This is a genomic window from Pseudomonas sp. GW822-FHT06D10 (genome assembly GCF_058799535.1).
Map to the genome: position 1 here is coordinate 1 of NZ_JBXALN010000005.1, position 26,620 is coordinate 26,620.

The window sequence follows — 26,620 nt, forward strand, 5'->3', positions numbered from 1 at the left end:
CGAACTCAGAAGTGAAACGATGCATCGCCGATGGTAGTGTGGGGTTTCCCCATGTGAGAGTAGGTCATCGTCAAGATCAAATTCCAAAACCCCTGTCTGCTCACGCAGACAGGGGTTTTGTTTTTGTGCGCTATAAAGCCAGGGCTGTGTGGCAGAAGCAGATTGCAGGGTGGATTCAGGGCTTCATCAGCATCGAGTAAGCAGTCATCAAGACCACATTTGTTTGCCCCTTACGCCCTGTTCTTACGCATCTTGCTGCTTCTACGGGCGATTAACTTACGCCACCAGATATAGATGCCGGTCAGTGCCAGCACGGCAATCAGAACGCCCAATAGAGCAATGATCACCTGCCCCGTGGTACCGATGATCCTGCCTCCATGTATGGGCAGTTGCAGTCGGTAGAAGCGCTCTCCGAGGGTGCCTTGCCCCGCTATCTCCTGCCCCAGCAAGCGCCCATCCGTACCGTGGAAGAACAGCCAGGACTTACCATGGGTTTGGCTGTCATGCCGACCAAAACCTGCTCCATAGAAGTTGTATTCAAAGCTGTAATACAACTCACCAATCGTCTCCTTCAAGCCCAGCCGCTGCCCCTCTTCCAGAGCCCGTTCATAGGCCTGTTGATAAGTCAGCCGGGTTATCCCCAGCTCTGCCGCCGGTACTCGTCCCCGAGCTTCATAGACGCTGGGTTCGATGGACGAGAGCAATGACACCACGGGTTTGAACACCTGGCTCGGCAGGTTCATGGCTACGCTACTGATGGCGATCGGCAGCAGTAGCAGCCATAACCACAAGCCTGCGGCGCGATGCAGGTCGAAGTTGAGCCGATAGGCATGGCCGCCCTTGATCTTCCAGGCCGTGGCCCACTTGTGCCAGAACGGCCGTCCACGAGGCAGGGTCAGCAGCAAGGCAACAAAACAGTCGATGACCCAGGCAATGGCCACCAACCCCATCAACCACAGCCCCCAATTGCCGGGCAGGCTCAGGTTGTAGTGGAACTCCAGCAGAAAAGGCACCAGGTTCTGCCGCTGGAAGCAGCAGGCGCCCCAAAAGCGCTGCCCCTGCTGATGGGCCGTAACCGGGTCCAAGTAAAATACTTGATTGCGCTCGGTATACGGTTGGCCGGTGGCCGGGTCGGTGCGTGGCACCGCTGCCAGCAGCGCGGCATGCCCGGCTTCTTGTGGATATTCCATGTACCAGACCTGCAGCCTCGGGTGCTCGGCCTGAACGCGATCCACCAGTGCGCCGGGGGCCAGCACCGGCCCCTTGCCAGGCGTGTGATAGAACTCGGGGTTGAGCCACTCATCCAGCTCGTGATGAAAGGCCAGGACACTCCCGGTCAGCCCGGCCAGCAGCAGGAACACTGCGGTGGCCAGGCCCATGTAGCGGTGCAATAGAACCAGAATGGCGCGCATGACATTTTCCCGTAGAGACGACAAAGCCAGCGGCTGCTGACAGGCGCTGGCTTTGTTGGCGTCAACCTAGATCAGAACTGGTAGCTCACCGTGGCGGCGACATTGCGCTCTTCGCCCAGGTAGCAGTAGCTCAAGCTTGCACAGGAGGCGACGTAGGACTCGTTGGTCAGGTTGTTGGCATTGAGCCGTACATCCACTCCCTTGAGGCCCAGCTTGCCCAGGTCATAGCCGATGGAGGCATCGAAGAGCGTGTAGGCCGGTACCTTCATGGTGTTCTCGGCATCGGCCCAGCTGTAGCCCACATAGCGCACACCGCCGCCCAAGCGCAGGCCATCCAGCGCCGCGCTGTCGAACTTGTAGTCGGCCCACAGCGATGCCATCTGCCGAGGTGCCTGAGTAGGCGAGTTGCCCTTGTTCTCGATGAGGTTGGTGGCGCTGCTCAGGGTGCTGGTCATCGACTTCGAATACTGGATGTCGGTGAAGGTATAGCTGCCCAGCAGTTTCAGGTTGTCGGTGAGTTGCATGTGGGCTTCCAGCTCCAGCCCCTGGGAGCGAACAGCACCCACCGCACGATAGAAGTTTTCCTGGGGCAGCTTCGACGCCAGGTTCTCCTGGTCGATGCGGAACAACGAGGCAGTGAACAAGTTGTCCGTACCTGGTGGCTGATATTTCAGCCCGACTTCCCATTGAGTGCCGTCGGTAGGTGGCAGCGGATTGCCTGCGCTGTCTGCGTAGGAGTTGGGGTTGAATGACTCGGAATAGCTGACGTAAGGCGCCAGACCGTTATCGAACAGATAGAGCGCGCCCGCACGTCCAGTGAGCTTGGTGCGTTTGTCGCTGATTTCGGTGCCCAGTGGACGCTGGGCTTCAGCCAGGCGGTTTTCATCCGAGGTCTCCACCCAGTCCTGGCGCAGCCCCAGGGAGAAGCGCCATTTGTTCAGCTCGATCAGGTCCTGCAAGTACACGCCGGTCTGTTCCAGGCGCCGCAAATAGCTGGTGTGGCTGTAGTAGTTGATCGTCGAGTTGCCATAGACCGGGTTGAACGCATTGATCGGCTGCAGCGTTCCCTGGTCCCAGTCGACCACGGTCTTGCGCCGTTGATAGTCGGCTCCCAGCAGTAAGGTGTGCTTGACGTCGCCGGTGAGTAGTTCGGCCTGCAGCATGTTATCGACGATGAAGGAGTGGAGCTTCTCATCTCCGCCCGAGTAATAGCGGTTCAGGTCGTTGCTGGTGGCATTGGTCCAGCCATAGGCATAGACCTGGTCGAGCTTCACCTTGGAGTCCAGGTAGCGGAAGTTCTGGCGGGCGGTGAAGGTGTCGTTGAAGCGATGCTCGAACTGATAGCCGAAGGACTGTTGATCGCGCTTGTAGCCATCCACGCCGGGCTCGCCCTCGAAGAAATGCTCAGAAATGCGCTGGCCATTGCGCTGGTTCAGGGTGCCGTTGGCGGGCATGCCGCCGTGGTAGCCGCCATCGGGGTCATTCTGCAAATAGGCCTGGAGCGTCAGGGAGGTGTCTTCACTGAAGTCGATACTCAGGGTCGGCGACAGGGCGAAGCGTTTTTCCTTCGCGTGGTCGAACTGAGTGTCGGACTTGTCCGTCAGGCCGATCAACCGATAGGCAATGCGCTTGTCGTCATCGAGCGGGCCGCTGAAGTCGAACCCCAGGCCCTGTTTGCCCTGGGTGCCCACGGTTGCCTGAATCTGGTGATAGGGCTCGTAGAGAGGCTTTTTGCTGGTCAGGGCCACCAGGCCGCCAGGGGAGCTGCGGCCATAAAGCACCGATGAGGGGCCCTTGAGAATATCCACCCGTTCGAGGAAGTAGGGGTCGACCTGCATGCTGCTGTAGGTGCCGCTGTCACCCATGGACTTGAGGCCATCGAGGTAGATGTTGTCCACCGAACCATCGTTGAAGCCGCGCATCGCTACATAGTCGTAGCGATGGGTGGCGCCATAGGGATTGGTCAGCACGCCGGGGGTGTAGCGCATGGTCTGGGCGACGGTTTGCGCGCCCTGGTCGTCGATCTGTTCACGGGTGACCACCGAGACGCTTTGCGAGGTCTCCAGCAACGCGGTACTGGTCTTGGTGGCGATCTGACTGTGCGTCGCGTTGTAGCCCTCCATGCTGCCCAATGCGTTGCCCAGGGCGAAGCCCTTGACCTCAGTGGCGGGCAGGGTCAGGGCGCTGCCCTGGGGCAGGGGCCGCAGCACGTAGCTGCCGCCGTCCTGGCTGACCGCCTCCAGTCCCGAACCCCGCAGCAGCTGGTTCAGGCCCTGGGGAATGGAGTAGTCGCCCTGGAGCCCGGGGGACTGCATGCCCTGGGTCAGGGCTGGGGTGGTGGACAGGGTGATCCCGGCCTGCCGGGCGAACTGGTTGAGGGCATCGCCGAGGTTGCCCGGGGCCACGCTGTAGCTGTGACGCGGGGCATCAACAGCCCTATCGGCGGCCAGCACCTGGGGCGCCACTGTGCCGAGACCGATGCTGGAGCACAGCAGGGCGGCGTGGATGGCTTGGCGCAAGGGGCGGGCGCAGGGAGAGCTTGGGCGGGTGTCGCGCAGAGTCATGGTAGGTTCCGTTGAAGTCGCAGGAAGCAGATTGAAGTGCTTACTGACTAAGCCGGACGTCCTGGCAAAACCCGCCAAAAAAAATCACCCCAGTGAATTTCAAGCCACGGGCCCCAAGGTCACCCACCAACGGGTGCGGTAGCGCAACTGCACTGGCAGGGTCTGGGGCAGGATGGCCAGCAACTTGTCGGTGTCTTCCAGGCGGAACACACCTGAAAGGCGCAGATTGCCGACCGCTGCCGAGCAGCCCAGATAGCCATGGCGATAGCGGCCGACCTCCTGGAGGAAGTCGTCCAGGCGCATGTTGCGCGTAACGATCAGGCCATCGGCCCAGGCGCCGACGTCCATCGCCAGGGGGGCCGCAGGTTCGGCCAGGCCATGGCTGATCTGATAGCTCTGACCTGCTTCCACCCGGGCGCTACGGCCATCGGCGGTGTGCGGCGCATGAATGGCCACGCTGCCGTGGGTCACGCTCAGGCGCGTGCAGCGTTCCTCCATGCGCACCACGAAGCGGGCGTCGAAGCCTTCCAGCAGGGCGTGGCGGCTCTCCACCAGCAGCGGGCGGGCAGGGCCGTGATCGGCTCCACAGGACACCATGATCTCGCCCCGGCGCAGTTTGATCAGGCGCTGCTCGGCATTGAAGTTGAGGTCCGCCGCGCTGTCGGTGTTGAGTTCCAGGCGGGTGCCATCGGGCAACTGGAAGCCCCGCTGCTCGCCGACGGCGGTGGCAAAGTCTGCGTTCCATTGTTGCCAGCCCAGCAGATCCTTGCCGACCCAGGCACTGGAGCCCAGGAGCAGGGCGCCACTGAGCAGTTTCAGGGCCTGGCGCCGGTCCAGGCGCTGACTGCTGTGTTCCAGGGTATGCAAGGCCACCTGAGCCCCCGGCACCGAACGCAGGTTGGCCGTGAGTTCCTGCTGCAACGATTGCACCCGCTGCCAGGCCAGTTCGTGCTCCTGGTGCGCCGCCCGCCACAGATCGCACTGTTGCTGCAGCTTGGGGTTGGCACCGTTGTTGCGCAGGCGCAGCAACCAGTTGATTGCTTGCTTGACCACCAGGTGATCGGGATTGGGCTTGAGCGGCAGGCTGGCGGGAAAGTTATCCACAGGCTTCAGCTCTCGTAGCGCAGCAGGTAGCAATGGTAGAGCGCCTGGGCGACATAACGCTCGACGGTACGCAGGGATAGGCCCATCTGCTGAGCAATCTGCTTGTGGGTAAGTTCCTCGCACTGAGCCAGGAGAAAAGCCTGACGTACTTTCGGCTTCAGCCCTTCAAGCATCCGCGCAATGCTTTCCAGCAGCTCCAGAATCAACGCCCGAGCTTCAGCGCCGGGTGTTTCGGCTTCGGGCAAGTGGGCGATGGTTTCCAGATAGGCTCGTTCGATTTCCTCGCGGCGCCAGTGATCGATTACCAGCCCCCGGGCGATGGTGCGTAAAAAAGCCCGGGGGGCCTTGAGTTCCAGACGTTCAGTTTTCTGCAGCAGGCGTACGAAGGTGTCCTGAGCCAGGTCGGCAGCATCCGCGGCATTGCCCAGGCGCTGGCGCAGCCAGCAGTTGAGCCAGCCATGGTGATGGCTGTAGAGCGTCTGTATGGCGAACTCGGGTGATGACATGGACGCGGATTGCCTGAGTGTCACTAATGATAATTAGTCGCATTGTCATTGAGGCTTTATCGATTTGGCAATAAGCAGCGCGCTGTCGGTCATCTGAAAATGTGCCGCGGATGCTCTGGAACACCGTTCGGCGGGATTAGGTAAATTCAGGCGAGTAATTCAGAAAAATCTCTAAGGGTTCGCAGATTCTTGCCGAAAGACTGATAAGACATGCGTGCACCAAAGTAGAGCGGTCAGAGAACATCGCCTGCGCTGTTACATGGAATGTTGCATTACGGACGCATCCCCACTTTCGGCATAAGAAGTCCCATGAAATGAATCTCAAGTTCAGCCATAAAATCCTTTTGGCCGCCTCCGGCGTAGTGGTTCTGGCTTTTGCGTTGTTCACCTTGTACAACGACTACCTGCAGCGAAACACCATCCGACAGAACCTCGAATCCTCTATCCAGCAGGCCGGTGAGCTCACCTCCAGCAGTGTGCAGAACTGGATGAGCGGGCGGATCCTGGTGCTCGAGAACCTCGCGCAGAACGTTGCTCACCAAGGTCAGAACGCAGATTTCCCAGGGCTGGTGGACCAACCGGCCTTTACCTCGAACTTCCAGTTCACCTACGTCGGCCAGGCCAACGGCACCTTCACCCAGCGCCCTGACGCGAAGATGCCCGACGGCTACGACCCGCGTCAGCGCCCCTGGTACAAGCAGGCCGTCGCCGCCGACAAGACCATGCTGACCCCGCCCTACATGGCGGCTGTCGGTGGCCTGGTGGTGACCATCGCCATGCCGGTGAAAAAGCAGGGTGAACTGCTGGGCGTGGTTGGTGGCGACCTGAGCCTGGAAACCCTGGTGAAGATCATCAACTCGGTGGATTTCGGTGGCCTGGGCCACGCCTTCTTGGTCAGTGCCGACGGTCAAGTGATCGTCAGCCCGGACAAGGACCAGGTGATGAAGAACCTCAAGGACATCTACCCCGGCGCCAACGTACGGATCGAAAACGGCAACCAGGAAGTGGTCCTGAACAAACAGGAACGCATCCTCTCCTTCACCCCGGTGACCGGCTTGCCGAATGCCGAGTGGTACATCGGTCTGTCCATCGACAAGGACAAGGCCTACGCACCGCTGAGCCAATTCCGTACTTCCGCCTTGATCGCGATGTTTATCGCCGTGGCGGTGATCGCCGTACTGCTGACCCTGCTGATCCAGGTGTTGATGCGCCCACTGATCACCATGGGCCGTGCGATGCAGGACATCGCCCAGGGCGAGGGCGACCTGACCCGGCGCCTAGTGGTGGAGAGCAAGGACGAATTCGGCGAACTGGGCAGCTCGTTCAACCAGTTCGTCGAGCGGATCCATGCCTCGATTTCCGAAGTGTCCTCGGCCACCCGCCAGGTACACGACCTGTCCCAGCGCGTGATGGCTTCGTCCAACGCTTCGATCATCGGTTCCGACGAGCAGAGCGCCCGCACCAACAGCGTGGCCGCCGCGATCAACGAACTGGGGGCCGCAACCCAGGAAATCGCCCGTAACGCCGCCGATGCCTCGCAGCACGCCAGTGGCGCCAGCGAGCAGGCCGACGACGGTCGCCAAGTGGTGGAACAGACCATCCAGGCCATGACCGAGCTGTCGCAGAAGATCAGCCTGTCCTGCACCCAGATCGAGACCCTGAACGCCAGCACCGACAACATCGGGCACATTCTCGATGTGATCAAGGGCATCTCCCAGCAGACCAACTTGCTGGCCCTCAACGCGGCCATCGAAGCGGCCCGTGCCGGCGAAGCCGGTCGTGGCTTCGCCGTGGTGGCCGACGAGGTGCGCAACCTGGCTCATCGCACCCAGGAGTCGGCGGAAGAGATCCACAAGATGATCACCTCCTTGCAGGTCGGCTCCCGTGAGGCGGTGTCGACCATGAACGCCAGCCAGGCGTCCAGCGAAGAGAGCGTCGAAGTGGCCAACCAGGCCGGCGCGCGGCTGGTCAGCGTGACTCAGCGGATCGGCGAGATCGATGGCATGAACCAGTCGGTGGCGGCGGCGACCGAAGAGCAGACGGCCGTGGTGGAGACCCTCAATGTCGACATCAACCAGATCAATCTGCTGAACCAGCAGGGCGTGGCCAACCTCAACGAAACCCTGAAGGATTGCGATGCCCTGTCGCAGCAGGCCAGCCGCCTGAAGCAGTTGGTGGACAGCTTCAAGATCTGACGTTTCGCGTCACTTTCAAGCCCGCTCCCGCCTCACGGCAGGGCGGGCTTTTTCATGGGTACCGATCAGGCCGGGTGGTCGCCCAGCAGCCCCAGGTGAGTATTGATCACCTGCAACAAGCGCTGGCGCTGGGACTTGATGAAGAAGTGATTGCCGGCCACTTCGATCAGCTCGAACTCGCGGCCGGTGAACTCGCGCCAGTTGAGCATGAGGTTGGCCGTGGCCAGCGGGTCCTCGCTGCCGTAGAAGGCCGTCAACGGCACATCCAGGCAGCCGCTGGAGGTGTCGTACCAGGTTTCGAAAAGCTTCAGGCCGTTGCGCAGCAGGCGTTCGTAGGATTGCAGGTCGTTCTGCCCGCGGGGCATCTCCAGGGGGCTGGCGCCGAGGGTCAGGATCGCCTCGCGAAACGCGGCGATGGGCAGGGAGTGGAGCAAGGGCCGGCGCGGCAGGCTATCCGGGCTGCGACAGCCGGAGACGAACAGGTGGCGGGTCTGCTGGGGAAAGCGTTCCTGGGCATGCTTGCTGGTCTCGTAGGCCAGCAGCGCGCCCAGGCCGTGGCCGAACAGCGCATGGGGCTCGCCGAGCCAGGGGTCGAGGGCGGTGAAGGTGTTTTCCAGCAGGCTGGGCCAGTTGTCGCAGGGCGCTTCGTCACGGCGCGGACCGTGCCCCGGCAGGTTGAGCACCACCAGCTCGATATGATCGGCCAGGCCACTGGACCAGAACCGCATTTGCTCGGCTGCCGCCCCGGCCTGGGGAAAGCAGATCAGGCGGATCCGGGTGGCTTGCCCGGGTTTGATCACCAGCGTCCATTGTCGGGTGTCGGTGTACACAGCTTTTCCTTAAGCAAGTGGGCCGGCACTGCGCCGGCCAGAGGCAGCCTGAAGAGGGCGTCGCAGTCTGCGGATGGTTTCTAACATAGTGCCTGTCGTCCGTGAAGGCACGCGTGTGCCGGGCCGGGCGGGCGGTTGCTGTTCGTCGCCGGAACGCGGCTTGCGGCTATGCTCTGAATGTTTCGCGCCGGCTCTTTTCCGGCGGCTGGTGATTGTAAGGTGCCATTGTTTTTTGCCGGGCCAGCCTTCACCATCAGCCGATTTACGATAGCTCCCATGGACGCATTGCATTGGCGGCACGTTTAGCTCTTTCTCGGACCCTGCGCTGGTTCTGCGCGGCATTGCTGCTGGCCGGCGCACTGCTGGGCAGCCTGCACGCCGACTGGGATTTCTCCCTGATCAGCCGCCGTGCCACGGCGCTCTACGGTCCGCTGGGCGAAGGGCAGCCGCGCATCGATGCCTGGCAGCACCTGCTGGCCACGCAAAAGCAGGTGCCCGAGCGCGAACAGTTGAAGGTGGTCAACCTGTTCTTCAACAAGAACATGCGCTACGTGGAAGACATCGATCTGTGGCACCAGGTGGATTATTGGGAAACGCCGATCGAGGCATTGTGGAAGGGCGCCGGCGATTGCGAGGACTACGCGATCGCCAAGTATTTCAGCCTGCGCCACCTCGGGGTTTCCAGTGACAAACTGCGCATCACCTACGTCAAGGCCCTGCGCCAGAACCGTGCGCACATGGTCTTGACCTACTATTCCAGCCCGGAGGCCATGCCTCTGGTGCTCGACAGCCTGGAAGACTCGATCCGCCCGGCCAGCGAGCGCACCGACCTGTTGCCGGTGTACTCCTTCAATGCCGAGGGTCTGTGGCTGCCCGGGGCCAAGGGCAACAAGCGGGTGGGCGACACCAAGCGCCTGTCCCGTTGGCAGGACGTGTTGAAAAAAATGCAGGCCGAAGGTTTTCCGGTCGAGACGACTAACTAGGAGCACGAGCTCAGATGTCTTTGTTCAAACAACTGTTGATCGCAATCTGTGTGTTCCTGGTGGTCGCCTTCAGCGGCAGCTTCATGGTCAGCCTGGAAAGCTCGCGCACCCAGTATGTCAATCAGCTGCGCTCCCACGCCCAGGATGCCGCCACTGCCCTGGCGCTGTCGCTGACGCCGAACATCGACGACCCGGCGATGGTCGAGCTGATGGTCAGCTCGATCTTTGACAGTGGCTACTACGCCAGTATCCGGGTGGTGGACCTGGCCACCGACAAGACCCTTGTCGAGCGCAGCGGCATCCCGGAAGTCGGCAACGTGCCCCATTGGTTTGTCAGCCTGATCGGCCTGGAACCGGCGGGTGGCGATGCCATCGTCAGTCGCGGCTGGGAACAGGCGGCACGGGTCGAGGTGCTCAGCCACCCGATGTTCGCCGTGGCCAAGCTCTGGCAAAGCGCCCTGGGCAGCCTGGGCTGGCTGTTGATCTGCGGTGCGGTGAGCGCGGTGCTCGGCGCCCTGCTGCTGCGGCGCCAGCTCAAGCCGTTGGACTACATGGTCCAGCAGTCCCACGCCATTGCCCGTCGTGAATTCCTCAGCCTGCCGCAATTGCCCCGGACTCCGGAGCTGCGGCGGGTGGTGCAGGCCATGAACCAGATGGTCGAGAAGCTCAAGGCGCTGTTCCAGGAGCAGGCCGAGCGTAGCGAGAAACTGCGCACCGAGTCCTATCAGGACAGCCTGACCGGGCTGGCCAACCGGCGTTATTTCGAAATGCAGCTGCACGCCCGCGTAAGCAACCCCGAGCAGGCCAGTTCCGGCTACCTGCTGCTGTTGCGGGTCAAGGACCTGGCCGGGCTGAACCAGCGCCTGGGCGGCCAGCGCACCGACCAGTTGCTCAAGGCGGTGGGTGAACAACTGCTGCGCGAGTGCGACAAGTACCCGGAAACCCACAACCTGGTCACCCGGGTCCGTGGTGGCGAGTTCGCGGTGCTGGCGCCGGGGCTGGTGCGTGAGGAAGCCATCCAGCTGGCCCAGAGCCTGGACAGTGCCCTGGGCAACCTGCACGCCACCGGCGCCACCGATGTTGCCTCAGTGGCCTCCATCGGCCTGGCGGCGTTTGCTCACGGTGATTCGCCGCAAGCGGTGCTGAGCCTCGGCGACCAGGCCCTGGCCCAGGCCGAAGCCCAGGGTGACACCAGCTGGGCCTGCCTCGATCAAGGCGCCAGTGCCCAGGTCGGGGATGACCACCATGGCTGGCACCGGCTGTTGGACCGGGCGCTGTCGGAGCAGCACTTCCAGCTGTACTTCCAGCCGGTGGTGGCCGCTCGAGACACCCACCTGGTGCTGCACTACAAAGTGCTGTCGCGGCTGCTGGATGAACTGGGCCAGACCATTCCGGCCGGGCGTTTCCTGCCGTGGCTGGAGCGTTTCGGCTGGACCTCGCGCCTGGATCTGCTGATGCTCGAACAGGTGCTGAGACAGATGGCGAGCCACGAAGACTGCCTGGCGCTGAACCTGTCGGCGGCGACCCTGGCGGACCCGCACGCCCTGAATCGGGTGTTCGAGATCCTCCGCCAGCATTCCGACCTGGGCCCGCGCCTGACCCTGGAGATCGGTGAAGAGCAATTACCCGAGCAGGCCATGCTGGAACAGCTGACCCGGCGCCTGCGCGAGCTGGGTTTCTCCCTCAGCCTGCAACGCTTCGGTGGGCGCTTCAGCATGATCGGCAACCTGGCGCGCCTGGGGCTGGCGTACCTGAAGATCGATGGCAGCTACATCCGCGACATCGATCAGGAAAGCGACAAGCGCCTGTTTATCGAAGCCATCCAGCGCGCGGCCCACAGCATCGACCTGCCGCTGATTGCCGAACGGGTCGAGACCGAGGGCGAGCTGCAGGTGATTCGCGAGATGGGCTTGTACGGGGTGCAGGGCCAGCTGTTCGGCGAGCCGGCCCCCTGGGGTTGAAACCACTTTCGCCGGCGAGCCGGCTCCTACAGTAGGAGTCGGCTGGCGAAAAGGGTTCAGATCAGTCCGGTTTCATCGTCATTGATCAACCGGCTCAAACCGCCCAGCGCCTCGCGGGCCTGGGTGCGGTCCATCAGCTTGGCCTGGGCCGCGGCCGGCAGGTCGGTGATGCGGATCACGCCCTTGAGGGTCAGGAGCTGGATCAGGTCGTCCAGCACCCGGATCATTTCCAGGTCGCTTTGCTTGAGTTGCTTGAGACTGACTTCCACCGCCTCGTTGGCGTACCAGGTCTGGATCTCGTGGTGGTCGGCGGGCAGCGTCTCGGTGGCCTCGGCGTAAGCGGCGGCTTCCACGCGAATCAGCTGGCCCTGTGCATCGCGTTGCACGTAGAACATGGCGAATCCCTCAGGCATGTGTTTCCGGCGTCAGGCAGGCAGCAGCATAGGCCAACGCAGCATTCAGAGCGCGAGTATGCGGTGCGCCGCGGCGCTCGTCACGCCGCGGGCTGCCTGCCGGGGCCCGGCGACCACCCTGGGGGTGGCCGCTAGGGACCGGTCAGCTGTTGTTGTGATCGATCTTGATGGTCGGGTCGCTGCCGGCGATCAACGAATTGATGTTGGCGTTGGACCAGTTGTTGCCTTCCAGCTTGATCGTCACGTCGGCGTTGGCCAGGCCCCCGGCGGCGTTGAGCTTGCCCTCGGAGCTGACCTGCAGGGTCGAGACCCCGTCCACGGTGGTGATCTTGAGGAAGTTGTCGATGGTGCTGGCGCTCTCGCCCTGCAGCAAGTCACGCAGGTCGATGCGGTCGCCTTCGCTGGCCTTGAAATCCTTGATCACGTCGTTGCCGGTGTCGCCGGCCTTCCAGACGAAGGTGTCGGCACCCGAACCGCCGATCAGGATATCGTTGCCCTTGCCACCGATCAGGGTGTCGTTGCCGGTACCCCCCAGCAGGATGTCATTGCCCTTGCCGCCGTCCAGCAGATCGTTGCCGCCCTGGCCGAAGAGAATGTCATTGCCGGCACCACCCAGCAGAGTGTCGTTGCCGTCGTGGCTGCCAGACACATCGAACTCGGTGTAGTGCTCGGTGATGTACTGGTGCACGTTGCTGGTGGTGACCTTGCTCACGTCGATCCCGGTCTGCTTGGCCACATAGGCCTGCATGGCCTGGTAGCCCTCGCCTGCGACGCCGTTGAAGCTCACCAGGTCGCCGAACAGGATGTCGTTGCCGTCGCCGCCGCTGACCTTGTCGGCCCCCGGCATGGTCGCTTCGGTGTGGCCGATGATCGAGTTGGCCAGGTCGTTCGGGTCGATGTTGGTCTGCGGCTTGCCGTCGCTGTCGTAGGGCTTGAGGTCGTTGAGGCTGACACCACTGTTGATGCCGATGGCTTCGACGTTCGACAGGCCGCTGAGCAGGGCAAAGCCGCTGTTGGAGTTGATGGTGGTGTAGTAGTCGGTGCTGCTGCCGGAGCCGGCCAGGTTCGACAGCTCGTAGGTACCGTCGCCCTGGGCGTGCAGGGTGCCCAGGGTCTTGCTGCTCCAGCCCCAGCCATTGGTGTAGGTCTGCAGGACCACCGAACCGCTAGAGTTCACGGAGAGGTAGTGGGTGTTGTCGATGTAGCTGCTGAAGGTATCCCCCAGCTTGTAGTTGCTGGTAGTCACCACATCGTCGAGGCGCACGTTGCCGTACAGCGTCGGGTTGGTCTGCTCGCCGCTCTGGTAGTAGGTCGGCTGACCGTCGGTGATGAAGTAGGTCAGGTTGGTGGCGTTGCTGTTGCCGGTGGCCTGGCTGCTCTGGAAGAAGTTGGCCGTGGCCTTGAACACGTCTTCATAGTTGGTACCGCCGCCGGACGTCATCGAATCCAGCACTGCCTTGAGCTGGGCCAGGGCATTCGGGTCGTTGAGGTTAACCGATACCGACTTGTTGACCTGGGTATCGAAGTCGGCGAGGAAGATGTTCACCGTCCCCGAGCTGCTGCCGCCGATGCTGTTCTTCAGGGTATTGAACACCGAGGTCAGGGAGTTCTTGGCCGCGGTGATCGAGGCGCTGCTCATGCTGCCGGAACTGTCCACCATGAAGGCGATGTTGTAGTTGGTGCCCGGGACCACGGTCAGGCCGCCGATGTCGGCAACCACGATGTCGTTGCCGTCGGTGCCGGTAACGGTGTCGTCGCCAGAGGTGGCGACCACCGAGTTGTAGACCGCCGGGTAGACCTTGACCGGGATCTGCGCCGAAGTGCTGGCAGAGCCGCCCAGGGACTCGGTGGAGGTCGAGGTCACGTTCAGGTTGAAGGTGCCGTTGTAGTACGGCGGCGGCGTGACCGTCAGGTTGCCCAGGTTCCAGCCGGTGACGTTGGCTTCACCGGAAGTCGCGGTGGCGGTGAAGGTGTGCCCGGCACCATCGCTGAGCACCGAGCCTGCCGGAATGCCGCTGATCTTCACGCTGAGGGTTTCCGAGCCGTCGGTATCGGTCAGGCCGGTGGTGATCTTCGACAGATGCACGCTGCCGCCTTCGCCGCCCTCGTTGAGCTTGTAGCCGTCGTAGTAGCCTTCACCGTTGGTGCCGTGCAGGTCGGACACCGAGACTCCGGCGTTGGTCAGGTCGGTGATGCCGGTGTACAGCGGCACGCCGGCGTTGCTCAGGTCCACCGCAGCCCCGCCGTTGACCGAGAGGTTGACGTCGTAGTTGCCTACGCCGTTCTGGTTGTGATGGTAGATATCGATGGTGTAGTAACCGCTGGTGGTCGGGGTGAAAGTACCGTTGAGGTTACCGCCGGCGCCCCAGGTGGTGCTGGCCACGTTCTTGCCGCCGATGGTCACCAGCAGGCTGTCGTCGCCGGTGCCGGAGAAGGTATAGGCCTTGCCTGCTTCCAGGTAGATCAGGCCTGAGGTCTTCGACGCGGTGCCCGGCGTGATGTTGCCGTCGGACTGGACGTTGGTCGCCAGGCTGCTGCTGTTGGGTGTGCCGGCAGCGTCGATCACCGATTTCAGAGTGCTGGCGGAAGCGCCGCTGCCGTCGGTGCCCAGGCCGCTGAGGTTGGTCCAGACTTCCTTGAGCAGGCCCACCGAATTCACGCTGTTGCCGGCCACGCTCAGGGTCGGCGCATCGGCTACCGGGGTGATGTCGACGGTTACCGTGCCGGTGTTGCCCAGGGCCTGACCGTCGGTTGGCTGGAACTTGATCTGGGCGTAATCGGCTTGCTGGTTGCCCACGCCGTTGCCGCCGTAGCCATTGGTTCCGGATTCGTTGGCGTCCGGTGTGAAGCGCAGTTTTCCGGCATCGATATCGGCCTTGCTGAAGGTCTGGTTGTTGGCCACATCCTTCCAGGTCGAACCGTCCAGGTATTGCAGTTTGCCGTCGCTGGGCAGCTGGGTGATCTTCACGCCGAGGCTGGACGCCGGGCTGTCAACGTCGCTGACACCGAAGTTCGACCAGGTCAGTGCCAGCGGTGTGTCTTCGTTGCCGGTCACGGCGCCGCCAGTGGCGGTTGGGGCGTCGTTCACCGCCACCACGTTGACCGTGGTAGTGGCGACGTTGGAGTAGTTGCCGCCGTCGGTCACGGTCACGGTGATGGTCCGTGGCGTGGTGCTCGGGTCTTCACTGTTGTTGGTGAAGGTGATGTTCTTGATCTGCTGCATGTAGTCGGCGAGCGTCGCGCTGCCCGACAGGGTCAGGGTGATCGAACCGTCCTTGCTGTTGGCATTGATGGTGATGCCGTTGACGCTGTTGCCCAGGTTCAGCGAGTCCCCCGGCTGGCGGTTGGTCAGCACGATGGTGGCGCCGGTGAGCAGGGTGCTGTCCGGGTCGGTGATGCTCAGGTCGGTGTCGGCGATCGACACGCCGGGGCCTGTGGTGCCTTCGGTGAAGGTGACCTTGTAGTCGGCCCCGGTAGCACCGCTGGAGTTGTTGGCATCCAGGTCGATGACCGGCGGAGCGTCGTTATCGATGATCGAGGTAGTGACGCTGTTGTTGCTGCCCACCACCAGGTTCTCGAAGTTACCGCCAGTGGCCGAGTCGATCTTGACCGTGAAGTTCTCGGTGCCTTCGGTGATCTTGTCGTCAATGGTGGCGACGTTGAAGGTGGCGCTGCTGGCGCCGGCCGGGATCTTCACGGTGTATACGCCGCTGAAGTCCGAACCGTCGGTGGCGGTGCCGCTGTAGCTGATCTTCAGGGTGACTTCGGTCTGCGCCGGGTGAGTCAGGCTCACGGTGTAGCTGGCGGTCTGGCCTTCGGTGACCGAGGCGCTGCCGCTGATACCCACCGAAGTGGTGTCCAGTGTATCGGTGACGTTGGTCACCGCTGGCGTGGTGTCCGTGACCAGCTTCTCGAAGTTGCCGCCAGTGGCGTTGGTGATGGTGGCGTTGACCTTGCCTGCGTCGATGTAGACGTCGTCTGCCGGCGCCGCAACGGTGACCGTCCCGGTGGTTTTCCCGGCCTCGATATGGATCACCGCACCGTTGCTCAGGGTCACGGTCACCGGAGTACCGGCGGCGTTGGTCAGGGTGGCGGTGTAGGTGATCTGGCCGCCCTCAGCGACGGTGCCAGTGGCAGTCAGGCTGACGCTGGTGGTGTCGACGGTATCGGTCACGGTGGTGCTGACCGGAGTCTTGTCGGCGACCAGGTTCTCGTAGTTACCACCGCTGACATTGGTGATGGAGTTGGTCAGTGGGGTATGGCCGACCAGCACATCGTTCGGCGCGCTGATGCTTACCGAACCGGTGGTTTCGCCGACCGGGATGGTGATCTTCTCGCCATTGGCCAGGGTCACGACTACAGGTGAGCCGGTCACTGGAGCAGTGACGGTGGCGGTGTAAGTGACGTTGCCACCTTCGGCCGCCGAAGGCGTGGCCTTGAGCGACACGGTGGAGTTGTCGATGGTGTCGGTCACGTCAGTCACGGCCGGCGTGGTGTTCGGCACCAGCTTCTCGAAGTTGCCGCCCTCGGCCTTGGTGATGGTGGCTTCGACCTTGCCTGCGTCCTTGTACACGTCGTCAGCCGGGGCCGCAACGGTGACCGTCCCGGTGGTTTTCCCAGCCTCGATATGGATCACCGAACCGTTGCTCAGGGTCACGGTCACCGGAGTACCGGCGGCGTTGGTCAGTGTGGCGGTGTAGGTGATCTGGCCGCCCTCAGCGACGGTGCCAGTGGCAGTCAGGCTGACGCTGGTGGTGTCGACGGTATCGGTCACGGTGGTGCTGACTGGAGTCTTGTCGGCGACCAGGTTCTCGTAGTTACCACCGCTGACATTGGTGATGGAGTTGGTCAGCGGGGTATGGCCGACCAGTACATCGTTCGGCGCGCTGATGCTCACCGAACCGGTGGTTTCGCCGACCGGGATGGTGATCTTCTCGCCATTGGCCAGGGTCACGACTACAGGCGAGCCGGTCACTGGAGCGGTGACGGTGGCGGTGTAAGTGACGTTGCCACCTTCGGCCGCCGAAGGCGTGGCCTTGAGCGACACGGTGGAGTTGTCGATGGTGTCGGTCACGTCAGTCACGGCCGGCGTGGTGTTCGGCACCAGCTTCTCGAAGTTACCGCCTTCGGCCTTGGTGATGGTGGCTTCGACCTTGCCTGCGTCCTTGTACACGTCGTCAGCCGGGGCCGCGACGGTGGTGGTGCCGGTAGTGGCGCCCGCGGCGATGGTGATTACCGCGCCGTTGCTCAGGGTCACGGTCACCGGAGTGCCGGCGGCGTTGGTCAGGGTGGCGGTGTAGGTGATCTGGCCGCCCTCAGCGACGGTGCCAGTGGCAGTCAGGCTGACGCTGGTGGTGTCGACGGTATCGGTCACGGTGGTGCTGACTGGAGTCTTGTCGGCGACCAGGTTCTCGTAGTTACCACCGCTGATATTGGTGATGGAGTTGGTCAGCGGGGTATGGCCGACCAGCACATCGTTCGGCGCGCTGATGCTCACCGAACCGGTGGTTTCGCCGACCGGGATGGTGATCTTCTCGCCATTGGCCAGGGTCACGACTACAGGCGAGCCGGTCACTGGAGCGGTGACGGTGGCGGTGTAAGTGACGTTGCCACCTTCGGCCGCCGAAGGCGTGGCCTTGAGCGACACGGTGGAGTTGTCGATGGTGTCGGTAACGTCAGTCACGGCTGGCGTGGTGTTCGGCACCAGCTTCTCGAAGTTGCCGCCCTCGGCCTTGGTGATGGTGGCTTCGACCTTGCCGGCGTCCTTGTACACGTCATCGGCAGGGGCCGCGACGGTGGTGGTGCCGGTAGTGGCGCCCGCGGCGATAGTAATCACCGCGCCGTTAGAGAGCGTGACAGTAACAGGCGTACCCGCAGCATTAGTCAGAGTCGCGGTGTAGACGATGGAACCACCTTCAGCCACAGACTCCGTAGCCGAGAGGCTCAGAGTGGTGGTGTCCGGGGTATCGGTGACGCTGGTTTCAGCCGGCTTGTCGCTGACTTCCAGCTTCTCGTAGTTGCCACCGTCGGCTTTGGTGATGGTCGTGCTGAGCGAACTACCGCCCGCCAACGCATCGTTGGGTGCGGTGAAGTTGACGCTGGCGGACGACTCACCCACTGGAATGGTGATGGTCTGGCCATTAGACAGAGTCACTACGACCGGGGAACCAGTCACGGGAGCGGTGACCGACGCGGTGTACACCACGGTTCCACCTTCAGCCACGCTTGGTGTTGCAGTCAGACTGACAGTCGACGTATCGATGGTGTCAGTCACGTCGGTGACTGCTGGAGCTGGATTGGTTTCCAGGTTCTCGAAGTTGCCACCCTCGGCTTTGGTGATCGTTGCCTCGACCTTGCCGGCGTCCTTGTAGACATCATCGGCTGGCGCGGCGACAGTTGCCGTGCCCGAAGTGGCACCGGCAGCAATAGTGATCACGGCACCGTTACTCAAGGTCACAGTGACCGGAGTGCCAGCTGCATTGGTCAATGTGGCGGTGTAGACGATGGAGCCGCCTTCAGCCACGGACTCCGTAGCCGAGAGGCTCAGGGTTGTAGTGTCTGGAGTATCGGTAACCGAGGTCTCTGCCGGCTTGTCGCTGACTTCCAACTTCTCGTAGTTACCACCGTCGGCTTTGGTGATGGTGGTGCTCAGGGAGCTACCGCCAGCCAACGCATCGTTTGGCGCGGTGAAGTTGACGCTGGCGGACGATTCGCCCACCGGGATGGTGATGGTCTGACCGTTGGACAGAGTGACGACCACTGGAGAACCGGTCACTGGCGCGGTCACGGAGGCGGTGTACACCACGGTTCCACCTTCAGCCACGCTCGGCGTGGCAGTCAGGGAAACGGTGCTGGTGTCGATGGTATCGGTGACATCAGTCACAGCTGGAGTCGGGTTGGTCTCCAGGTGCTCGAAGTTGCCACCCTCGGCTTTGGTGATCGTTGCCTCGACCTTGCCGGCGTCTTTGTAGACGTCATCGGCAGGGGCCGCGACGGTCGCTGTGCCCGAGGTAGCACCGGCAGCGATGGTGATCACTGCGCCGTTGCTCAGGGTCACGGTGACTGGAGTACCAGCGGCATTAGTCAGGGTCGCGGTGTAGACGATGGAACCACCTTCAGCCACCGACTCGGTAGCGCTCAGGCTTAGAGTGGTGGTGTCAGGAGTATCGGTGACCGAGGTCTCGGCAGGCTTGTCGCTGACCTCCAGCTTCTCGTAGTTGCCACCGTCGGCTTTGGTAATGGTGGTGCTCAGGGAGCTGCCGCCAGCCAACGCATCGTTGGGTGCGGTGAAGTTCACCGAGCCCTGGCTTTCGCCCACTGGAATGGTGATGGTCTGGCCGTTGGACAGGGTCACTACGACCGGCGAGCCGGTTACTGGTGCTGTCACCGACGCGGTGTAAACAACAGTGCCACCCTCAGCCACGCTTGGCGTGGCAGTCAGGGAAACGGTGCTGGTGTCGATGGTATCGGTGACATCGGTCACAGCTGGAGTCGGGTTGGTCTCCAGGTTCTCGAAGTTGCCGCCTTCGGCTTTGGTAATGGTGGCTTCGACTTTGCCTGCATCTTTGTAGACGTCATCCGCCGGGGCCGCGACGGTGGTGGTGCCGGTAGTGGCACCCGCTGCGATGGTGATCACTGCGCCGTTGGACAGCGTCACGGTCACCGGGGTGCCAGCGGCGTTGGTCAGGGTTGCGGTGTAGACGATGGAGCCGCCTTCGGCCACGGACTCAGTAGCCGAGAGGCTCAAGGTTGTAGTGTCAGGAGTATCGGTGACCGAGGTCTGGGCAGGCTTGTCGCTGACCTCTAGCTTCTCGTAATTACCGCCATCCGCCTTGGTAATGGTGGTGCTCAGGGAGCTGCCGCCAGCGAGGGCATCGTTTGGCGCGGTGAAGTTGACGCTGGCGGACGACTCACCCACCGGAATGGTAATGGTCTGGCCGTTGGACAGGGTCACTACGACCGGCGAGCCGGTTACTGGTGCTGTCACCGACGCGGTGTAAACAACAATGCCACCCTCAGCCACGCTTGGAGTTGCGGTCAGACTGACAGTCGAAGTGTCGATGGTGTCAGTGACATCAGTCACCGCCGGGGCTGGATTGGTTTCCAGGTTCTCGAAGTTACCGCCCTCGGCCTTGGTGATCGCTGCCTCGACCTTGCCGGCGTCTTTGTACACGTCGTCAGCCGGAGCGGCGACGGTGGCAGTACCGGAGGTAGCGCCAGCGGCGATGGTGATCACCGCGCCGTTGCTCAGGGTCACGGTGACCGGGGTGCCAGCAGCGTTGGTCAGGGTGGCGGTGTAGATGATGGAGCCGCCTTCAGCTACAGACTCAGTAGCCGAGAGGCTCAGAGTTGTAGTGTCTGGAGTATCGGTAACCGAGGTCTGGGCAGGCTTGTCGCTGACTTCCAGTTTTTCGTAGTTGCCGCCGTCGGCCTTAGTGATGGTGGTGCTCAGGGAGCTACCGCCCGCCAACGCATCGTTGGGAGCGATGAAATTCACGCTGCCGGAAGACTCGCCCACTGGAATGGTGATGGTCTGGCCATTAGACAGAGTCACTACGACCGGGGAACCAGTCACGGGAGCGGTGACCGACGCGGTGTAAACAACAATGCCACCCTCAGCCACGCTTGGTGTTGCGGTCAGGCTGACCGTCGAAGTATCGATGGTATCGGTAACATCGGTGACGGCTGGAGCCGGGTTGGTCTCCAGGTTCTCGAAGTTGCCACCCTCGGCTTTGGTAATAGTGGCTTCGACCTTGCCGGCGTCTTTGTAGACGTCATCCGCCGGGGCCGCGACGGTGGCAGTACCGGAAGTGGCGCCAGCGGCGATGGTGATCACCGCGCCGTTAGAGAGCGTGACAGTAACAGGCGTACCCGCAGCATTGGTCAGGGTCGCGGTGTAGACAATCGAACCACCTTCGGCCACGGACTCGGTAGCGCTCAGGCTCAGAGTGGTGGTGTCAGGGGTATCGGTAACCGAAGTCTCGGCTGGCTTGTCGCTGACTTCCAACTTTTCGTAGTTACCGCCATCCGCCTTGGTGATGGTAGTGCTCAGGGAGCTACCGCCAGCGAGGGCATCGTTGGGAGCGGTGAAGTTCACCGAGCCCTGGCTTTCGCCCACTGGAATGGTGATGGTCTGGCCATTGGACAGGGTCACTACGACCGGCGAGCCGGTTACTGGTGCTGTCACCGACGCGGTGTACACCACGGTGCCGCCCTCGGCGACGCTTGGTGTTGCGGTCAGACTGACAGTTGAAGTGTCGATGGTGTCAGTCACATCGGTGACGGCTGGAGTCGGGTTGTTCTCCAGATTCTCGAAGTTACCGCCCTCGGCCTTGGTGATCGTTGCCTCGACCTTGCCGGCGTCTTTGTACACGTCGTCAGCCGGAGCGGCGACGGTGGCAGTACCGGAGGTAGCGCCAGCGGCGATGGTGATCACCGCGCCGTTGCTCAGGGTCACGGTGACCGGGGTGCCAGCAGGGTTGGTCAGGGTCGCGGTGTAGACGATGGAGCCGCCTTCAGCCACGGACTCGGTCGCGCTCAGGCTTAGAGTGGTGGTGTCAGGAGTATCGGTGACCGAGGTCTCGGCAGGCTTGTCGCTGACTTCCAACTTCTCGTAGTTACCGCCATCTGCCTTGGTAATGGTCGTGCTGAGCGAACTGCCGCCCGCCAACGCATCGTTGGGTGCGGTGAAGTTGACGCTGGCGGACGACTCACCCACCGGAATGGTAATGGTCTGGCCGTTGGACAGGGTCACTACGACCGGCGAGCCGGTTACTGGTGCTGTCACCGACGCGGTGTAAACAACAATGCCACCCTCAGCCACGCTTGGAGTTGCGGTCAGACTGACAGTCGAAGTGTCGATGGTGTCAGTGACATCAGTCACGGCTGGCGCTGGATTGGTTTCCAGGTTCTCGAAGTTACCGCCCTCGGCCTTGGTGATGGTGACTTCGACTTTACCGGCGTCCTTGTAGACGTCATCCGCCGGGGCCGCGACGGTGGTGGTGCCGGTAGTAGCGCCAGCGGCGATGGTGATCACCGCGCCGTTGGAGAGGGTCACGGTGACTGGAGTACCAGCGGCATTGGTCAGGGTGGCGGTGTAGACGATGGAGCCACCCTCGGCCACGGTATCGGTGGCGGTCACGCTCAGGGTCGTTGTATCCGGGGTATCGGTGACGGAAGTTTCAGCAGGCTTGTCGCTGACTTCCAACTTCTCGTAGTTGCCGCCATCCGCCTTGGTAATGGTCGTGCTGAGCGAACTGCCACCAGCCAGAGCGTCGTTTGGCGCGGTGAAGTTGACGCTGGCGGACGACTCACCCACCGGGATGGTGATGGTCTGACCGTTGGACAGAGTGACGACTACCGGCGAACCGGTCACTGGTGCAGTCACGGAGGCGGTGTACACCACAGTGCCGCCTTCGGCGACGCTAGGGGTAGCCGTCAGTGAAACAGTGCTGGTGTCGATGGTATCGGTAACGTCGGTGACCGCTGGCGCTGGATTGGTCTCCAGGTTCTCGAAGTTGCCACCCTCGGCTTTTGTGATCGTTGCCTCGACCTTGCCGGCGTCCTTGTAGACGTCATCGGCTGGCGCGGCGACGGTTGCCGTGCCCGAAGTGGCACCGGCAGCAATAGTGATCACGGCACCGTTACTCAAGGTCACAGTGACCGGAGTGCCAGCTGCATTGGTCAATGTGGCGGTGTAGACGATGGAGCCGCCTTCGGCCACGGACTCAGTAGCCGAGAGGCTCAAGGTTGTAGTGTCTGGAGTATCGGTAACCGAGGTCTCTGCCGGCTTGTCGCTGACTTCCAACTTCTCGTAGTTACCACCGTCGGCTTTGGTGATGGTGGTGCTCAGGGAGCTACCGCCAGCCAACGCATCGTTGGGTGCGGTGAAGTTCACCGAGCCCTGGCTTTCGCCTACTGGAATGGTGATGGTCTGGCCGTTGGACAGAGTGACGACTACCGGCGAACCGGTCACTGGCGCAGTCACGGAGGCGGTGTACACCACAGTGCCGCCTTCGGCGACGCTTGGTGTTGCGGTCAGACTGACAGTTGAAGTGTCGATGGTGTCAGTCACGTCGGTGACGGCTGGAGTCGGGTTGTTCTCCAGATTCTCGAAGTTACCGCCCTCGGCCTTGGTGATCGTTGCCTCGACCTTGCCGGCGTCTTTGTACACGTCGTCAGCCGGAGCGGCGACGGTGGCAGTACCGGAGGTAGCGCCAGCGGCGATGGTGATCACCGCGCCGTTGCTCAGGGTCACGGTGACCGGGGTGCCAGCAGGGTTGGTCAGGGTCGCGGTGTAGACGATGGAGCCGCCTTCAGCCACGGACTCGGTCGCGCTCAGGCTTAGAGTGGTGGTGTCAGGAGTATCGGTGACGGAGGTTTCAGCCGGCTTGTCGCTGACTTCCAGTTTCTCGTAGTTACCACCGTCGGCTTTGGTAATGGTGGTGCTGAGCGAACTGCCGCCCGCCAACGCATCGTTGGGAGCAGTGAAATTCACGCTGCCAGACGACTCACCTACTGGGATGGTGATGGTCTGGCCGTTGGACAGAGTGACGACTACCGGCGAACCGGTCACTGGCGCTGTCACCGACGCGGTGTAAACAACAGTGCCACCCTCAGCCACGCTTGGAGTTGCGCTCAGACTGACAGTCGAAGTGTCGATGGTGTCAGTGACATCAGTCACCGCCGGGGCTGGATTGGTCTCCAGATTCTCGAAGTTGCCACCGTCCGCTTTAGTGATGGTGACTTCGACTTTACCGGCGTCCTTGTAGACGTCATCCGCCGGAGCGGCCACGGTTGCCGTGCCCGAAGTGGCACCGGCAGCAATAGTGATCACGGCACCATTGCTCAAGGTCACGGTGACCGGAGTACCAGCGGCGTTGGTCAGGGTTGCGGTGTAGATGATCGAACCGCCTTCGGCCACGGACTCGGTCGCGCTCAGGCTCAGAGTGGTGGTGTCCGGGGTATCGGTAACCGAAGTCTCGGCTGGCTTGTCGCTAACTTCCAGCTTCTCGTAGTTGCCGCCGTCGGCTTTGGTAATGGTGGTGCTCAGGGAACTACCACCAGCCAGAGCATCGTTGGGCGCAGTGAAGTTCACGCTGGCGGACGACTCACCCACTGGAATGGTGATGGTCTGGCCATTGGACAGAGTGACGACTACCGGCGAACCGGTCACTGGCGCTGTCACCGACGCGGTGTAAACAACAGTGCCACCCTCAGCCACGCTTGGAGTTGCGCTCAGACTGACAGTCGAAGTGTCGATGGTGTCAGTGACATCAGTCACCGCCGGGGCTGGATTGGTTTCCAGGTTCTCGAAGTTACCGCCTTCGGCTTTAGTGATGGTGGCTTCGACCTTGCCCGCGTCCTTATAAACGTCATCGGCAGGTGCGGCCACGGTTGCCGTGCCCGAAGTGGCACCGGCAGCAATAGTGATCACGGCACCGTTACTCAAGGTCACGGTGACCGGAGTGCCAGCGGCGTTGGTCAGGGTTGCGGTGTAGACGATGGAGCCGCCTTCGGCCACGGACTCGGTCGCGCTCAGGCTCAGAGTGGTGGTGTCCGGGGTATCGGTGACGCTGGTTTCAGCCGGCTTGTCGCTGACTTCCAGTTTTTCGTAGTTGCCACCGTCTGCCTTAGTGATGGTGGTACTCAGGGAGCTACCGCCCGCCAACGCATCGTTTGGCGCGGTGAAGTTCACGCTGGCGGACGACTCGCCCACTGGAATGGTGATGGTCTGGCCATTGGACAGAGTGACGACTACCGGCGAACCGGTCACTGGCGCAGTCACCGATGCGGTGTAAACGACGGTGCCACCCTCAGCCACGCTTGGTGTTGCGGTCAGGCTGACGGTCGAAGTATCGATAGTGTCTGTGACGTCGGTAACTGCCGGAGCCGGGTCGGTGACCAGGTTTTCGAAATTGCCGCCATCGGCCTTGGTGATGGTGACTTCAACCTTGCCCGCGTCCTTGTAGACGTCATCGGCAGGGGCCGCGACGGTGGCAGTACCGGAAGTGGCACCGGCAGCGATGGTGATCACTGCGCCGTTGCTCAGGGTCACGGTGACCGGGGTGCCAGCAGGGTTGGTCAGGGTCGCGGTGTAGACGATGGAGCCGCCTTCGGCCACGGTATCGGTGGCCGACAGGCTCAGGCCGGTGTCGTCGATGCTGTCGATCACGGTGGTGACCGCTTTGTCTGGGCTGGGTTGCAGGTTCTCGAAGTTGCCGCCTTCAGCCTTGATGATACCGACTTCGATGGTCTCGCCGTTCTTGTAGACGTCATTGGCTGGCGCTGGGACGTCGATCGAGCCACTGGACTTGCCCGCTTCGATAGTGATCACCGAGCCGTTGGACAGGGTGATGGTCACCGGAGTCTGTGCCGGGTTGGTGAGGGTGGCGGTGTAGGTGATCTGCCCGCCCTCGGTAACGCTGGTATCAGCGGTAAGACTGACGGTGGTGGTGTCGATGGTGTCGGTGACCTGGGTGACCGCCGGGGTCGGGTTGACCGTTACCAGCAGGCCGCCACCGCCGGTGGTGCCGGTCACGCTGACGCTGATCTGGCCCGGGTCGATATAGACGTTGTCCTGGGGCGCCAGGGGCACCTGCACGCTGCCAGTGGTCTGGCCGGCGCTGATGACGATGACCGCGCCATTGGACAGGGTCACGGTCAGGTCGGTAAGTGGCGCCTGGGTCAGGGTCGCGGTGTACACCAGGGTGCCACCGGCTTCGGTAATGGTTGGGGTGGCGCCCAGGGTCAGGGTGGCCGGGCGCAGGGAGTCACTCCCGCTGCCGTTGCCATTGCCCAGGCCGCCATTGTTGGTCAGGCCGCCAAAGGTGTTGTCCTGGGTCGAGTTGGCCAGCCCCAGGCCAGCGGTGGGGAAACCGATGGTCGGGTCGACCCGGCCCGCAGTCTCTTCCAACTGCACAAAACTGTGGCCACCACCGGCCGCGCCGCCATTCCCCGCGGCGGTCGGGCCGGCGGCGGTGGCTTCCAGGTCGGTGGTCGGGTCGGCGCCGGCGGCGATGGCCTGCTGCAGTTCTGCCACCGAAGGGGCGGCCTGAGCGGTGGCCTGTGCCAGGTCCGTGCTGGAGTCCGGTGCGGCACCGCTCCACTGGGTGTCACGCCCCAGGTCCAGAGTGCGCCCGTCGGTCAACTCCAGGGTGACGGCCCCGGCCGGGCCGGTGTCTACCTGGTCACCCACGAACAGGCGGTCCCCTTCAATGAGTACGCGTCGGATCCCTTCCGGGGAAACCACGAAAACTTGGCCGACAATGCTTTTGACGATGGCAACAACACTGCTCATTGGGGACTCTCCGGTGTACCGCTCAGTCGACTTCCATGTACCGGCTTGGGCGCGGGCCGCAACTCAGTCAGGACGTACTAGGTGTGTAATTGGGAACGGGTAATTGACAGAACTACCGTCAAAAGTTTGGCTATATTTTTTGGGTATTAACTTTATGCCAAACTATTGACCTTATGGACGCCATCCTAAACAATCGCCGAATTAATGTCACATTGATATTCACGCGGTAACCTGACTTGAAGTATGTGAACCAGTTCTTAGTTTGAACTTTCCGACGGACGGTTGTTTTGGTTGTAATAAATCGATGTGGTGCCACGTTCTGACGTGATTCTGGACACGCTGTCCGAGGGAAA

At 62.3% G+C, this 26,620-nt stretch carries 10 protein-coding genes, 1 rRNA gene and 1 pseudogene; 5 read left to right on the top strand and 7 right to left on the bottom strand.

All coding sequences use genetic code 11. From position 1 onward, the window contains the following. Positions 1 to 76 (top strand): 5S ribosomal RNA (gene rrf, locus AC1RL5_RS17390); the annotation flags it as partial. A gap of 154 nt (positions 77 to 230) precedes the next feature. Here the strand turns inward: rrf and AC1RL5_RS17395 are convergent. The 4 genes from AC1RL5_RS17395 to AC1RL5_RS17410 form a co-directional block, all read right to left on the bottom strand. After that, entirely contained in the window at positions 231 to 1,412 is a 1,182-nt protein-coding gene (locus tag AC1RL5_RS17395; RefSeq protein WP_072453181.1) for a PepSY-associated TM helix domain-containing protein, read from the bottom strand. Between the two features lie 71 nt (positions 1,413 to 1,483). After that, the gene (locus tag AC1RL5_RS17400) at positions 1,484 to 3,976 is read right to left on the bottom strand and encodes a TonB-dependent siderophore receptor (RefSeq protein ID WP_093410321.1); all 2,493 of its coding nucleotides are present in this window, start codon (positions 3,974 to 3,976) and stop codon (positions 1,484 to 1,486) included. A 99-nt stretch (positions 3,977 to 4,075) separates the two neighbouring features. Continuing rightward, the gene (locus AC1RL5_RS17405; protein ID WP_072453177.1) at positions 4,076 to 5,080 is read right to left on the bottom strand and encodes a DUF4880 domain-containing protein; all 1,005 of its coding nucleotides are present in this window, start codon (positions 5,078 to 5,080) and stop codon (positions 4,076 to 4,078) included. A gap of 5 nt (positions 5,081 to 5,085) precedes the next feature. Beyond that, positions 5,086 to 5,586 (bottom strand): sigma-70 family RNA polymerase sigma factor, encoded by a 501-nt coding sequence (locus AC1RL5_RS17410; RefSeq protein ID WP_103408270.1) that lies wholly within the window; start codon positions 5,584 to 5,586, stop codon positions 5,086 to 5,088. Positions 5,587 to 5,900: 314 nt separating this feature from the next. Here AC1RL5_RS17410 and AC1RL5_RS17415 point away from each other — a divergent pair. Then, positions 5,901 to 6,926 (top strand): annotated as a pseudogene (locus tag AC1RL5_RS17415) (HAMP domain-containing protein); the annotation flags it as partial. 69 nt (positions 6,927 to 6,995) lie between these two features. Then, positions 6,996 to 7,781 carry a methyl-accepting chemotaxis protein gene (locus AC1RL5_RS17420; protein WP_370059459.1) on the top strand — a complete coding sequence of 262 codons (786 nt, stop codon included), beginning with the start codon at positions 6,996 to 6,998 and terminating at the stop codon, positions 7,779 to 7,781. A 65-nt stretch (positions 7,782 to 7,846) separates the two neighbouring features. Here the strand turns inward: AC1RL5_RS17420 and AC1RL5_RS17425 are convergent, their stop codons facing one another. Then, entirely contained in the window at positions 7,847 to 8,611 is a 765-nt protein-coding gene (locus tag AC1RL5_RS17425) for a thioesterase II family protein (RefSeq protein ID WP_492589462.1), read from the bottom strand. 290 nt (positions 8,612 to 8,901) lie between these two features. Between AC1RL5_RS17425 and lapG the strand changes: the two genes are divergently transcribed. Together lapG and lapD are read left to right on the top strand one after the other, a co-directional pair. Beyond that, positions 8,902 to 9,594 carry a cysteine protease LapG gene (gene lapG / locus AC1RL5_RS17430; protein WP_011058511.1) on the top strand — a complete coding sequence of 231 codons (693 nt, stop codon included), beginning with the start codon at positions 8,902 to 8,904 and terminating at the stop codon, positions 9,592 to 9,594. Positions 9,595 to 9,608: 14 nt separating this feature from the next. Further along, entirely contained in the window at positions 9,609 to 11,555 is a 1,947-nt protein-coding gene (lapD, locus tag AC1RL5_RS17435; protein ID WP_072453173.1) for a cyclic di-GMP receptor LapD, read from the top strand. 56 nt (positions 11,556 to 11,611) lie between these two features. Here lapD and AC1RL5_RS17440 read toward each other — a convergent pair whose 3' ends face one another. After that, positions 11,612 to 11,950 (bottom strand): hypothetical protein, encoded by a 339-nt coding sequence (locus AC1RL5_RS17440; RefSeq protein ID WP_011058513.1) that lies wholly within the window; start codon positions 11,948 to 11,950, stop codon positions 11,612 to 11,614. A gap of 160 nt (positions 11,951 to 12,110) precedes the next feature. After that, positions 12,111 to 26,267, bottom strand: coding sequence for a retention module-containing protein (locus AC1RL5_RS17445; protein WP_492589464.1), 14,157 nt, complete (start codon positions 26,265 to 26,267; stop codon positions 12,111 to 12,113). Positions 26,268 to 26,620: the final 353 nt, after the last annotated feature.